Consider the following 13,471-nt stretch of genomic DNA (forward strand, 5'->3'; position numbering starts at 1 on the left):
TCGTTGATGGTCAGCGATTGCAGGTAGCGGCGCTCGGCCTCGGCGTAGTCGCCCCGATCCTGGGCGAGGATGCCAAGCTGGTGGAAGCTGCTGGCCACGCCCACCCGATTACCCAGCTCCTCGTCGATAATCAGCGATTGCTGATAGCGGCGCTCGGCCTCGGCGTAGTCGCCCCGAAGGTGGGCGAGGATGCCGCGCTGACCGTAGCTGCTGGCCATGCCAGCCCGATTACCCAGCTCCTCGTTGATGGTCAGCGATTGCAGGTAGCGGCGCTCGGCCTCGGCGTAGTCGCCCCGATCCTGGGCGAGGATGCCAAGCTGGTGGAAGCTGCTGGCCATGCCAGCCCGATTACCCAGCTCCTCGTTGATGGTCAGCGATTGCAGGTAGCGGCGCTCGGCCTCGGCGTAGTCGCCCCGAAGCTGGGCGAGGATGCCAAGCTGGTGGAAGCTGCCGGCCACGCCCGCCCGGTCGCCCAACTCCTCGTCGATGGTCAGCGATTGCTGATAGCGGCCATCGGCCTCGGCGTAGTCGCCCCGATCATTGGCAAGGATCCCGAGCTGGTGGTAGCTGCTGGACATGCTGGCCCGGTCGCCCAGCTCCTCGTTGATGCTCAGCGATTGCAGGTAGCGGCGCTCGGCCTCGGCGTAGTCGCCCCGGCGCTGGGCGAGGATGCCGAGCTGGTGGTAGCTGGTGGCCATGCCGGCCCGGTCGCCCAGCTCCTCGTTGATGGTCAACGATTGCAGGTAGCGGCGCTCGGCCTCGGCGTAGTCGCCCCGAAGGTGGGCGAGGATGCCGAGCTGACCGTAGCTGTCGGCCATGCCCAGCCGGTTACCCAGCTCCTCTTTGATGGTCAGCGATTGCTGATAGCCGCGATCGGCCTCGGCGTAGTCGCCCCGATCCTGGGCGAGGATGCCAAGCTGGTGGAAGCTGCTGGCCATGCCGGCCCGGTCGCCCAGCTCCTCGTTGATGGTCAACGATTGCAGGTAGCGGCGCTCGGCCTCGGCGTAGTCGCCCCGGCGCTGGGCGACTACGCCGAGCTGCTGGTACCAGGCCGGGCGGCGGGGGGAGTTTTCTGGAAGCCAGCGAAGGGTGTCGTAGATGAGGCTGACTTCTCGGTCCCATGCCCCCCACTCGTCGAGTTGGCCGCAGATGCGCTTAGTGATGGTTCCGGCGGTTTCTAGATCATCGATGGCCAGCAGGTGATGACGGGTTTCGTCGAGGTCGTGGAGGTCGTCGAACCGATCTTGCGGCCAGGTCTCGACGCGCCACCGCCAGAATGTCGCGGCGGCGTGGTGAGCGGCGGTGACCAGCCCGGGGTGGTGGTGCGGACCGTGGTCGGTATTCCAGTGACGATGCAGTTCGGTGGCGGTCCAGCGGTGCATCACCACCCGGCCGTCATCGACGATGGCGATCAGACTGGTCGTGGCGAGTTGCCGGACTAACTCCGTCATGCCCGGTGGTGCGGCGAACGGGGGCTGAGGCGGTTGGCGTGCCTTTTCGATTAGCTGGGCGAGACGTTCGCCGTCTGCCGGGGTCAGCGGACTGTCCTGCCCGAGTGCCTCCGTTAGCCCGTACAGATCGAGTCCGTATCGCGACAGCAGGTCACTTATCTGCGCGGCTGCCTCTGTCATGCCGTGGGGCTGCGCTTCCAGATCGGCATCCGGGTCCGCGACGCCCACCTGGAACAGCAGCCCGTTGACGTCGACTGGTTCGCGGTAGACGCTGATCCCGGCCAGCAGCCGGACCGCGCCCTCGATGGGGTCGAGGCGGGTCAGGTGCTCGGTAAGCAGGACATCGTCGGCGGCCAGCGTGACCGTGTCGGCCAGCGCCGCGTCCAAGGTGCGCTGTTGGGCGAGCCACGCGGCCGTGTCGGCGGGACCGAGCCGTGTTTCGACGGCCTGGCGTAGGCGTCGGGTGATGTCGGAGAAGCGGCCCTGTCCCGCAGGGTCGCCGCCGCTGCTGGGCAGCAGCGCGTCGAGGTACTCCAAGGCCCTGGGGTGTCCACCGACTGTCTGCCAGATGCGCTGCTGCGCGTCGACATCGGCGGCGTGCCGGTCCAGGCGGGGCAGCGACCACAGCAGCTTCCGGGCCTCGGCCAAGCTCAGCGGAGGCACCTGATAAGGATGCAGCCGTTCGGCGGCCGGGTCGGGTAGCCCGAACCGGTAGCGGCTGGTGATCAACAGCCGGCTACGGCCGGGGCTGACCAACCAGGCGGCCAGCAACCCTGCCAGCCCCGGATCCGCGATCGACCAACCGGCGTCAATGCCGCTGTCCTGGATCAGGTTGTCCTCGAAGTTGTCCAGCACCACCAGGATCCTCGTGCCGGCCAGGACCTGATCGCGCAACAGAGCGAACCGGTCGGACCAGGGCAGATCCACCCGGCCGGCCGCCTGCACCGCAACCATCGGCGGGCCGGTGAACTGTTCCCGCAGCACCAACTCTCGACGGGCCGCGTCGGCGAGCGCGGTCAGCAGCCCGTCGACGGTGACCGGCCCGGTCACGGTGACCAGACGCCAGTCCGACGATGTGTCCAGCAGCCGGCGGACCACCTCGGCGGCCAGGGTGGTCTTCCCGACCCCACCGATACCGTGCAGCAGCACCGCCGTACCGGTGCCGTCAGTGAGGAGACCGGGCAGGGTGCGCTGGGCGTGCCGGCGACCGACGAACTGCCCGACCGGCCGGGCGAGTAGGCCGCCCAGGTCCGGCACGGTCTCCGCGCGAGCTTCGGCTGGTGCGGCGCCGTCCGCGACGGTCACCGACGGTGCGGCGGCCAGCACGCTGACCACACTCCACTCGTCCATGCCCGCAACCGCCTGGATCAGCGGGTCCGGGGCGGTCGCGAGGTCTCGTTGCACGCGCCGACGGGCCTGTGCCACCGCCGCGACCACGTCCGGCCGCGCCGAAGCTGCCAGCTCGGCGTACACGGCGGCGAACAATCTCGTGGCGTACGCGTCGGTGACCGAGGTCTGCGTCGCGATCACCGCGCCCGCGCCCCGCCGGGCCATCCTGGCGGCGAACGACCCCGCGCCGTCCTCGCCGTCGGCATCGGTGTAGCAGGCGGCCAGTGAGATCACCCGCGGCATCCGGCCCTCCGGGATCGCCTCCGCCATCAGGGTCTCCGGATCCACCGACCGGGAACGACCCTGCTCGTCCTCCAGGTGCAGGATGCCCGGCGCACCGTGCGCGGACAGATGCAACACGTGCGTGGTGTCCTCGGCCAGCACCGCACGGATGGCCGCCGTCGTGGCGAACGGCAGGATCCGCACCACCGCCCGGCTGCGGTGCGCCCCGTGCACCGCGTCCAGGACGCTGCCCAACTCCCGCTCGTAATCCAGCAGCGGACCACCGCCGGACTCCGGCGACGCGATCGCCACCACGATCCGCAACGGACCCGGCGCCGCTGCCGACCGGGAACCCGCCGCCTCCACCCTCCGATACACCGACACCAGCTCGTGCAGCACCATCGGACGGCCGGTCACCGGCTCCGGCAACGCCTCCCACGGCAGCCACCACCAGTCCGGCGCCTGCACCCCCACCCGCACCGGCACATACTCCCGCTGCGCCCGGCGGATCACCCGGGCCAGCGCCTGTGCCACCGTGACCGGCAGAAACGATTCCGCCAACAGCTCACCGGCGCGCCGCAACGACACCACACCGGCGGCCTGGCCGGCGGCAGCGAGATCACGCGTCACCACACGGCGGCGAGCGCGTTCCCGACGTACGTCCTGCAACGCGTTGGCCAGGCCGGGCGACACACCACGGTGTGCCGCCGTCACATCCTGTCCACACCCCGACAGGCGCACCTGCGACTGCGACACCGTCAGCACCAGGTCCAGCAGCCCATTCGCCGGCACCGTCTCCTCGACGACGACCGACGCCACCCCATCCAGCAGCGTGGACAGGTCTTCAACCCGGGACACCCACACCGCACCTGCCAACCAGCCGTCCTGCGAGTTGTAGCGGCCGGAGACGACGCCAACCACCGCCCGGTCGGACGCCCGCAGCACCGGCGCACCGCTCATACCGGGCATTACCGCGTCCGCCTGCAGACGCGACCACAACACGCCGTCCCGCAACGCCGGGCCACGCCAGTGGCCCCCCGCGGTCAGCAGCTCGTACTCGTGCCCGTCGTCCTCGACCGTCGGATAGCCGGCCGTCGTCACCGGCTCGTTGTCCCGCACCCCGTCGGAGGCGACCACCTGCGACACAGACCCCGCCAGCGGCTGCTCGGCACGCAGGACCGCCAGGTCGTGCACCTCGTCGACGCGTTGCACCGTGGCGTCCCACCCCGCACGGCCGCCGACGGGCCCGATCCGCACCACGGATCCCACCGCCGCCGCACCGATCTCCGCGAGAACGTGGTGGGCGGTGACCAGCACAGCTGACTCGACCTGGAAACACGTGCCGACAGGTACCGCATCGTCAGCAGCGACCCAGCCGAGAAAGTCGTACCCGGCCACCCGCACGGTCATGACGCGCCGTCCTGCGCTTCCTCGGCGTCGGTGTCGGCGTCGTCCGGGTCCGCTTCCCCCGGCCCTCGAAGCGCACGGTCAGCAGTTGCGCCATAAATGATCTTCACCTTCAGTGACGCCTCGCCCGAGGCGCCGGCGACGATCACGTCACCTTTGGCCGACACCTTCAGCCCGAACTCGACCTCCACCGACTCCGGGCTACCGACGCGGCGCGTGACCCGGCCAACCATCCGCGCCGTCGACACCGCGATCTCCTCCACCGCCGACTGCGCCCGTTCGAACGCACCCGCCGCATAGTCCACGGCCCGATCAACGCGCTCACGTGCCGACGTCTGCTGGGAACCACCCACCGGCACGACCTCGACGAGTACCTCGACCGCCCCCACCCGCACCGCAACCGTCTGCGCCACCCAGACTCCTTCGCCGAAAAATGGTAGGAACCATCTGACCAGCAAGCGGAAACACCCAGATAAAGATTAGATAGAGGCTAGGCAGCGGTCAAAACGAAGCACACAACACCAAACACCCAACGCCCCAGACGAACGAAAATATGTCAGCCATCCGACAATCAATTTTCAATCCACGAGAGAGTCCAATTACAAATTCAACAAATTGGACAGATCGAACCTAAGAGGACGCATCGAGCGTCGTGAGCGCCCGCACCATGGCAGAGGTTCGGCGAGTTGGCGACGTGACTCAGGTGGCGGTAAAGATCACTGAGCGGTCCGCTTTAGCGGCTCGGTCGTAGAACGCCTGCACGTCAGCGAAGTTGCTCCAGGTGTACTCGAAATCGTCGTCGTCCTGGGCCCCGTCGTAGTCGCTGCCGTCGATCGCATCGAAGCGGAGGCGTAGCCAGACTCGGTCGATGGTTCGCAGGGCCTCGGCCACATCCCGGACCTCGGCGGCGCTGACGTACACGACGTAATAGTCATCGTGGAGGTGCCGGCCACCGAGCACCGCGTGGGACAACGGATACGGGCCACCGTCCGGGTCGAGCGTGCCATCGGTCAGGCAGCGGTGGATGGCGTCCCAGGCTTTGTCGGTGTCAACCCTGAAGGTGTCGTCGTACCAAGACTCCTCGATCTCCTCAAGGAACTCGCCCACCCTGTCGTCGTCGGCCGCCAGCAGCGAGCGCTCCTGCTCGGACGTAATGGCGAAGTGCACCCCCAACATGCCGGCGATCGTACGGGAGGGGTGCGACGTTGACTCGGAGCCAGGAAGGCGCAACGCTGTGGAAGCGCTCCCATCGTCGAGCTCCTATGCGAAAGGAATGCTCGTGCGTCCCACCACCACCGTTCTACTCCCAGTCGTGCTCGCCACGGCCCTCGGCGGTCTGGCCCTGCCGGAGCCCGCCCTGGCCGCGGCCGGCCCGGCACTCACCGTCGACACCACCGCCGCCCGACACCAGATCAGCCCGTACGTCTACGGCATGAACTTCGCCGACGAGGCTCTCGCCCGCGACCTGCGGCTGCCCGTGCACCGCTACGGCGGCAACGCCACCACCCGCTACAACTTCCGTGCCGACACCACCAACCGCGCCGCGGACTGGTACTTCGAGAACATCCCCAACGACAACCCCAGTCCGGACGACCTCCCGGAGGGCTCGGAGTCCGACCGGTTCGTGCAGCAGAACAAGGCCACCGGCGCTGCCACGGTCATGACCATGCCGATGCTCGGCTGGATCGCCAAGGACCGGTCGCGGGCGTGTGGCTTCAGCGTCGCCAAGTACGGCCCGCAGCAGTCCACCGACACCTGGGCACCGGACTGCGGCAACGGCATCAAGCCGGACGGGTCACCGGTCACCGGCAACGACCCGGAGGACACCAGCGTCGCCGTCGGTGCGGAGTACGCCACCGACTTCGTCAACCATCTCAAGGGGCAGTTCGGCGCTGCCGCCGACGGTGGGGTCCAGTTCTACAACCTGGACAACGAACCGGACCTGTGGCACTCCACCCACCGCGACGTCCGCCCGACCGGGCTGGGCTACGACGAGCTACGCGACCGCACCTACGAGTACGCCGCCGCGATCAAGGCTGCCGACCCGGGCGCGAAGACACTCGGTCCCGTCGGCTGGGGCCTGAACTCGATCCTCTTCTCGGGCCTCGACCAGGACACCTGCTCGCGTACCGGCTGCTGGTCGAACCCGCCGGACAAGGCCGCGCACGGCGGCCAGGACCTCGGCCCGTGGTACCTGGACCGGATGCGCGAGTACGAGCAGCAGCACGGCACCCGCATCCTCGACTACTTCGACGTCCACCTCTACCCGCAGCAGGCCGGCGTGTTGGGCGAGGCCGCCGGCGACGCCAACACCCAGGCGTTGCGGCTGCGCTCGACCCGCCAGCTCTGGGACCCGACCTACGTGGACGAGAGCTGGATCAACAGTCCGGTCCGGTACATTCCGCGACTGCGCGAGCTGGTCGACCAGCACTACCCGGGTACGAAGGTCGCGATGACCGAGTACAACTGGGGCGCCTTCGGGTCGCTCAACGGCGCGCTCGCCCAGGCTGACGTTCTCGGCATCTTCGGCCGCGAAGGGCTCGACCTGGCCACCCTCTGGACCGCACCCACGGCCGACCAGCCGGTGGCCAACGCCTTCCGCGTCTACCGCAACTACGACGGCAAGGGCGGCGCGTTCGGCGAGACCTCCGTCCGGGCGACAAGCGCCGACCAGGGCAAACTGGCCGTGTACGCCGCCGAGCGCAGCGCCGACAAGGCGCTCACCCTGGTCGTCGTCAACAAGACCGGCGACGACCTGACCAGCCCGGTCGCCCTCACCGGTGCCTCCGCCAGCACCGCCCAGGTCTACCGCTACAGCGGGGCGAACCTCGCCGGCGTCGTCCGGGAGGCCGACCTGCCGGTGACCGGCAGCGGCCTCACGGCCACGTTCCCGGCCAACTCGATCACCCACCTGGTGCTGCCCCGCAGCACCACGCCCAGCGACACCCAGGCGCCGACCGTCCCGGGTAAGCCGACCGCCGGCACGATCACCGGCGACAGCGTCGCGCTGACCTGGACGCCGTCCACCGACGACACCGCCGTCACCGGCTACGACGTGCACCGGGTCGACACCACCGGCCCCGTGAAGGTGGGCAGCGCCACCGGCACCACGTTCACCGTGACCGGGCTGACGCCGGACACCCCGTACACCTTTGTGGTGACCGCCCGCGACGCGGCGGGCAACGTCTCGACGGTCTCGCCCGGCCTGGCCGTGCGGACCGCGCCCACCGCCCCGACCGGCGGTTGCACGGTCGGCTACACGGCGAACAGCTGGCCGGGCGGCTTCACCGCGTCCGTGACGATCAAGAACACCGGCACCACCGCGATCGACGGCTGGAAACTCGGCTTCGACTTCCCCACCACCGGCCAGAAGGTCGATCAGGGCTGGTCGGCCACCTGGAAACAGAGCGGCGCGAGCGTCACCGCGGACAGCATGAGTTGGAACGGCAAGCTCGCCCCCGGCGCGTCCACCAGCATTGGCTTCAACGGCACGTGGAGCGGCACCAACCCGGCGCCGACCGCCTTCACCCTCAACGGTCAACGCTGCGGGTGACCTGAGAGAGCCCTCCGCCGGGCCACGCCGGCGGAGCAGGCCTGGGGTCCGGGGTGCAGCTGCACCCCGGACCCCTCGCTGACTCGACGTGATGGGAGTGAAGCGAGATATCTTGGCAACCACCGCAGCCTCTACCGGCGCCTCGGCCTCATCACGGCTGCCAGCTACTGCTCGATGGCCACGGAGGAGTTAACCGCTTGAGGTACGACCATCCGGTGTCCCTTCCTACCGACGAGCAGATCCGGGCACTGCACGAGCGGTTCGCGCCGACCAAAGGCGCCTTCGAACTCGTCTACACCCACTGCCAAATCATCTGCGAGGTCGCGGAGCAACTCCTGGGCAGATACCCCGTTCCCCTGGACACCGCGCTCGTGCGTGCGGGCAGTCTCCTGCACGACATCGGCGTCTACCGCCTGTACAACGATGCAGGACAGCTCGATCACGGAACCTACGTCCGGCACGGGATACTCGGCCACACGATGCTGCGCGAGCTCGGGTTCCCCGAACTGGTGAACAGGTTCTGCTCCCATCACACCGGTGTCGGGCTCACCCGCGACGACGTGGTGCGGCAAGGCTTGCCACTTCCGGTACGGGACTACACGGCAGACACCGTGGAGGAGCAACTGGTGATGTACGCGGACAAATTCCACAGCAAAACGACACCCCCGACGTTCCTCACCGCAAGCTCCTTCGCTGCCAGCGTGCGGCGTTTCGGCGATGACAAAGTTGACCGATTCGCGGCGATGGTCAAGACGTTCGGCGAGCCGGACCTAGTATCACTCTCCCACCGCTACCGGCAGCCGCTCGTCTGAGCGTCCCTGCAACCATGCTCGCCGGCGCCGCCGGCGCGACGGCCTTCGCCCAGCGAGTGCCGGGCGTCGTCGTCGGCATTTGCGCTGTACTCGCTGCTATCCTCGCCGGAACCCAGACCGTGGTTCGCCCGGATCAGCGAGCGCGGTTCAACCAGACGCAGACGTTCGCCCTCGCCCGGCTAGCGACATCGCCGGGATCAATCTGCAGCTCTGCGTCTGCCCGGTATCGCCGGAGCACCGGCACACTTAAGGCGTGTTTCAGAAGTCGTGGGTGGCCGGTGAAGGTCACGGCGTGGCGGTGACCTGGCTGACGATCCAGGGCAAACCGGCCGTGATCCGGAGTGGTCATGGTGGTGGTGTCCGAGGCGGAGCCACGTGGTGCATTGACGTGTTGGACCTGAAGGCGGATTCCCCGGCCACGTTGTGGGAATTCACGATTGGCCTGAACAGGCGCCGGCCTACCGTGCCTCAGTGACCAGCCCTCCGGACGCGGCGCGCATGCGCCTCCGCTTACGCGTTCACCACGTGTCCCGTAGCGCCCAGCTACGGCGGGTGATCACGATGGCGGCTCCACTTCGCAACACCCACATCACCAATGTGCTGTGGCAGCACACCGGCGCTCTTATCAGCTCCCGTGCGGATCTACTTCGCCTCGGGGCGCTGTTCCGGCTGGCGGCGGTCAGCCCACACAGCGCGGTGTTTCTGCCGTTGCGGATGAACGAACCCAGCGATACCGCCGCGTCCTGGCGTGACGGCCAGGGATTGGCCGACCTCCTCATCGTGCGCCGCGATGTGCCGCTACGACCGTCGGCCTGGCCGACGATCCGTGCGACGCTACGCCGTGGCCCCGGGGCCCCCGCGACAATGTCGGCACCGGCTCCGCGCCCGCCGGCCGGCCCGACATACAACCCGGCGCTGCAGGCACTGTTCGTCGCCGAACATGCCCACACGCTGGTGATGTCAGGCACCTCCACCGCCCTGCACGAGGCCGGTGACGAGCTGACGTGGTGCGGCAACGAGGTCGCCACCAACGAGGGCATTCACCGATATGGGGGGCCCACCGGGCTCAGCCAGTTCAACGGACCGGACCGCCGCTCCGGACGACGCGACGGTAGCTGGGAATGCATGGTCCTCGCCGAGGACCCGATCTTCCACCGGTCTCGCTGGCTGCGAATCGTGTCCGAACCAGCTGCCGCCTAATACTGCAACTAAGGCTTTTTTATAAGCCCGGTCAGAGCCATTCGCAGATGATGGTGATGGTCAGGACGGCCTGGAACCGGACGGCCAACTTGTCGTAGCGGGTGGCCACGGCGCGGTGGCGGTTGAGCCTGTTGATGCCGTTCTCGACGGCATGTCGCATCCGGTAGAGGTCTCGGTCGAACGTGGGCGGGCGTCCGCCGCGGCTGGTGTAGGCCTTGTCCGCCAGGACGAGGTCGGGGCAGGTGCGGGACCGGCCTACTCCGAGACGGGTCCCGATTAACGTCGCGCGTGTAGACGGGCGACCGGAGGGCGGGTCATGACGGGGTGGGACGGCGTGCAGTTGTGGGACGGCGGCGACGAGGACGAGGTGCGGGCTCGTCTGGCGGCGGGAGCCGATCCCTGCATGCCACTCGGGCATGACTCGGCCCTGCACGTCGCTGCGGAGCACTGGTCGCCAGCAGTCGTGGCGGCGATGGCCGCGGCGGCGAGCGATGTCGACTGCGTGTCCGACGGCCGGTCCCCGCTGTGGCTGGCGGTTCACGCGCGGCGGCACGACAACGCCCGGGTGCTGGCGGCCGCTGGTGCGGACCCGTGGCAGCCGATGATGGCCGGTTGGTCACCCGGTCGGCTGAGCCTCGCCGGCCCCGAACCCGACCTGTTCGGCACCGCGCCGGCCGGGGTCGAGCTGAGCCCGGCCGAGCGGGAAGCCGTCGCGTTGGCCGGTGAACTGGGCGACCGTTTGCAGGTCGACCACTACGACGGGACCGGGCTTCTCTGCGTCGCGGAGATCGACGCGACCGAGGCGATCCGCCGGCTCGACGGCACCCCGATGACCGAGGACGAGCTTCTCGCCCACTACGACATCGACGTCGACGAGGATCCCGATCCAGGCGACGAGCACGACTGGGTCTGGCTTTCGGAGATGAACGATCTGCTGCTCGTCGGCGTCACCGACGTACCCGGCGGCTGCGTGATCACCCAGCCGTGGGGATACCAGCCGCAGACACCCCTGGTCGGTCGGCTGCTGTCCGTCGGCACGATCGCCTACGGCCTGTACGCGAACCCGAAGAGCGGCAACCAGGGCAGCATTCACCGCGACGGGGAGACGATCGGCTGGGACCTGCATCCCGGCGGTGCCCCGTGGAGCGCAGACACCAGCCAGATGATCCTGCTCAGCTACCTCTACAGGTCGCAGGCCCCCGCATACTCGTGCGCGTTCGTCAGCCTCCGTCCCGTCGACGCCCGATGCATCACCGGCCCCGCCGACCACTGGGTTCTGCTGCCCGAGCGGGACTACTGGGCGAGCAATACAGTGTGATGACATCCGGAATGATGAGGCACTGCCGTGCCAGGTCGGCAAGCCGGCCGGCGCGGGCAGGACGCGCGGTGTCCGTGCCTGCCTTAGCACCGGCCAACCGCTACAGCGCCCGCTGGCCTTGCTGGCCCCGACGTGCAGCCGGGGCCAGCAAGGCGTCGGTCATCTCGCAGGTGAGGGCATGCGCCGAGGTCAGCCCTTGATTCGGTACGCAGCGAAGTCCACGGCCCGTCTTACCGCTGGGCGTCGCGTGCGATCAGCCACCCGTTCACCGCAGATCAGCCAATTCGCGGTGGCCCAGCGCCGGTCGGTCCTGGCCACGGTCGCGTGGTGCGGCCAGCAGCGCGGCCGCAACGATGATCTGTACCGCCAGGACGAGCGCCTGGGCGGCGGGTGCCTTGAGGGTGAGCAGCGCGATGGTGGTGTTCACGCCGAAGTGGACCGCGATCGATGCCGCGACCCCGGCGAGCTCGTAGGCGTAGCCGGTGAGCAGTGCCATCGGGAAGACGCTGAGCGTGAACAACAGGCCACTCCAGCTGACCAGGCCGAACTCGGACTGAAGAGTCCCGTCGATGAAGAACAGCGGCAGGTGCCACACCGCCCAGGCGGTGCCCAGCAGCAGACCGGCGCGCAGGCGGCTCATCGACGCGCGCAGGCGTGGGTAGGCCGTGCCACGCCAACCGGGCTCCTCGGCCAACGGACCACCCACCAGCATGCTGATCAGGAACGGTACGGTTCCGCCCGCCGTCGCGATCAACTCGCGCCCTTCGGTCAGGCTCACTGCGGGGCCTCCCAGGAACTCCGCGAGCAGTGCGGCTGCCAGTACGGTCCCCGATGCCAGGGCCAGCATGGGCAGCGCCCAGAACAGCCGTGGGCGCAGCCGAAGTCGCACCGTGTGGGCGGGGATCGGTTGACGACGGCGATGGCGCCGTATCCGGACGGCGATCGCGCCGATCGCCGGGCCGAATCCGCCGAGAAGGTACGGAACGACGGTGGGGGACGTCATCGCCGGTCCATCGAGTGTGACCGCGAAAAGCCAGAAGGCGAAGGTCCAGGCGAACGTGACGATCCAGAAGGTGGTGAGGCCGTCGTGTCGGCGAGCAGAGGTTGCGGTGGTCACGCCAGTTCCCTTCGCGGGGTTAGGAGCAGGGGTTGTTGGGGTTGGCTCTGGGTGGGGGTGAGCCATCGGTCACCCGGCACGAACCGTGTCGGGCGTCTCGTGTAGTCGGTGGGCGAGCCAGCCGACCACCTGCGCGAGCAGGTCGGGGTCGACCGGCTGGCGGAGCAGTCGCCGGTAGGAGCGCACCGACGGACGGCCGAAGTCGCGACGCAGCACGTGGGTGAGGTCGGGAATCCGGTGCACCGTGACGTCGCCGGGCACCAGCCGGCGGATCTCGTCCAGGTCGGCCGGGTCGACCTGGACGTCCTTGCCGCCGGTGATGGCCAGGACGGGAGCCTTGATGTTCGCCAGGTCGGAGCGCGGGTCGTGGTCGAGCAGCTCCCGCAGCCACCGGGCGTTGGTTGGCCTCCCGAGGACGCGCACCACGTCCGTGCTGGACGTCTTGATTCGGGCGAGTTGGCGGTTGGCCAGGGATCGCAGGATCGGTAGCAGCGGTCGTACGGGAGCGGGGAGGTCGCGGGCGATCATTGCGGCCTGCCAGCGCAGGGCGTCCTCCCCTCGGCGGGCGAACCCGGCCAGCAGCACCACCGCCGCGACCTCCGGGCGTGCCCCAAGCGACATGGCGTGAACGGCACCCTCGCTGTGCCCGAGCACGCCAACGGCGTCCGCCCGGATATCGGGTCGCGCGACGAGGGCGCGTAGCGCGGCGGCGGCGTCGTGCCGACCGGCGGCGAATCCGGTCGCGCGCCAGTCGCCGCCCGTGGCGCCGACACCGCGCCGGTCGTACCGCAACGTGGCGATCCCGGCCTCTGCCAGCCTGCTGGCCACTGGTGGCCCGAGCTCCATCCGGAGGCGCGCGGTGTTGGAGTCGCGATCCAGCCGTCCGGAGCCGTGCAGGATCAGGACGGCCGGGTGCGGTCCGGGACCGACGGGCAGGGTCAGCGTGCCGACCAGGGCAAGTCCGTCGTCTGCGACAGCCGTCATGTCGACATCCGTCATGCG

General features: G+C 69.0%; 9 protein-coding genes and 1 pseudogene. 4 read left to right on the forward strand and 6 right to left on the reverse strand.

The window, feature by feature from the left end; genetic code table 11:
- From AB0C01_RS12575 to AB0C01_RS12585, 3 genes are all read right to left on the reverse strand, one after another.
- A partial coding sequence (locus AB0C01_RS12575) for a tetratricopeptide repeat protein (protein WP_357571116.1) occupies positions 1–4,472 on the reverse strand: 4,472 nt, incomplete at its 3' end.
- Positions 4,469–4,927: a CU044_2847 family protein gene (locus AB0C01_RS12580; protein WP_357250285.1), complete on the reverse strand. Its 459-nt coding sequence runs from the start codon at positions 4,925–4,927 to the stop codon at positions 4,469–4,471. The genes AB0C01_RS12575 and AB0C01_RS12580, both read right to left, overlap by 4 nt.
- Positions 4,928–5,168: 241 nt before the next feature.
- Positions 5,169–5,645: a YfbM family protein gene (locus AB0C01_RS12585; protein WP_357250288.1), complete on the reverse strand. Its 477-nt coding sequence runs from the start codon at positions 5,643–5,645 to the stop codon at positions 5,169–5,171.
- Between the two features lie 97 nt (positions 5,646–5,742).
- Between AB0C01_RS12585 and AB0C01_RS12590 the strand changes: the two genes are divergently transcribed.
- From AB0C01_RS12590 to AB0C01_RS12600, 3 genes are all read left to right on the forward strand, one after another.
- The gene (locus AB0C01_RS12590; RefSeq protein ID WP_357571117.1) at positions 5,743–8,022 is read left to right on the forward strand and encodes a glycoside hydrolase family 44 protein; all 2,280 of its coding nucleotides are present in this window, start codon (positions 5,743–5,745) and stop codon (positions 8,020–8,022) included.
- Positions 8,023–8,237: 215 nt separating this feature from the next.
- Positions 8,238–8,834 carry an HD domain-containing protein gene (locus tag AB0C01_RS12595; RefSeq protein ID WP_357571118.1) on the forward strand — a complete coding sequence of 199 codons (597 nt, stop codon included), beginning with the start codon at positions 8,238–8,240 and terminating at the stop codon, positions 8,832–8,834.
- 552 nt (positions 8,835–9,386) lie between these two features.
- Complete coding sequence (locus tag AB0C01_RS12600; RefSeq protein ID WP_357571119.1) at positions 9,387–10,034, forward strand: hypothetical protein; 648 nt, start codon at positions 9,387–9,389, stop codon at positions 10,032–10,034.
- Positions 10,035–10,065: 31 nt separating this feature from the next.
- Here AB0C01_RS12600 and AB0C01_RS12605 read toward each other — a convergent pair.
- Positions 10,066–10,239: pseudogene (locus AB0C01_RS12605) on the reverse strand (IS5/IS1182 family transposase); the annotation flags it as partial.
- Positions 10,240–10,350: 111 nt separating this feature from the next.
- On the opposite strand from AB0C01_RS12605, the gene AB0C01_RS12610 reads away from it, so the two are divergent.
- The gene (locus AB0C01_RS12610) at positions 10,351–11,352 is read left to right on the forward strand and encodes a hypothetical protein (RefSeq protein WP_357571340.1); all 1,002 of its coding nucleotides are present in this window, start codon (positions 10,351–10,353) and stop codon (positions 11,350–11,352) included.
- 265 nt (positions 11,353–11,617) lie between these two features.
- Here the strand turns inward: AB0C01_RS12610 and AB0C01_RS12615 are convergent, their stop codons facing one another.
- Together AB0C01_RS12615 and AB0C01_RS12620 are read right to left on the reverse strand one after the other, a co-directional pair.
- Positions 11,618–12,469, reverse strand: coding sequence for a type II CAAX endopeptidase family protein (locus tag AB0C01_RS12615; protein ID WP_357571120.1), 852 nt, complete (start codon positions 12,467–12,469; stop codon positions 11,618–11,620).
- A 69-nt stretch (positions 12,470–12,538) separates the two neighbouring features.
- Positions 12,539–13,453, reverse strand: a complete 915-nt coding sequence (locus AB0C01_RS12620) for an alpha/beta fold hydrolase (RefSeq protein ID WP_357571122.1) — start codon at positions 13,451–13,453, stop codon at positions 12,539–12,541.
- Positions 13,454–13,471: the final 18 nt, after the last annotated feature.

The sequence above is a fragment of the Micromonospora sp. NPDC048905 genome (assembly GCF_040649655.1).
Lineage (GTDB): Bacteria > Actinomycetota > Actinomycetes > Mycobacteriales > Micromonosporaceae > Micromonospora.

Excerpts from the sequence above, each read along its gene's own strand:
- AB0C01_RS12585 (WP_357250288.1), bottom strand. The coding sequence starts at position 5,645 with ATGTTGGGGGTGCACTTCGCCATTACGTCCGAGCAGGAGCGCTCGCTG.
- AB0C01_RS12590 (WP_357571117.1), top strand. The coding sequence starts at position 5,743 with ATGCTCGTGCGTCCCACCACCACCGTTCTACTCCCAGTCGTGCTCGCC.
- AB0C01_RS12610 (WP_357571340.1), top strand. The coding sequence starts at position 10,351 with ATGACGGGGTGGGACGGCGTGCAGTTGTGGGACGGCGGCGACGAGGAC.
- AB0C01_RS12620 (WP_357571122.1), bottom strand. The coding sequence starts at position 13,453 with ATGACGGCTGTCGCAGACGACGGACTTGCCCTGGTCGGCACGCTGACC.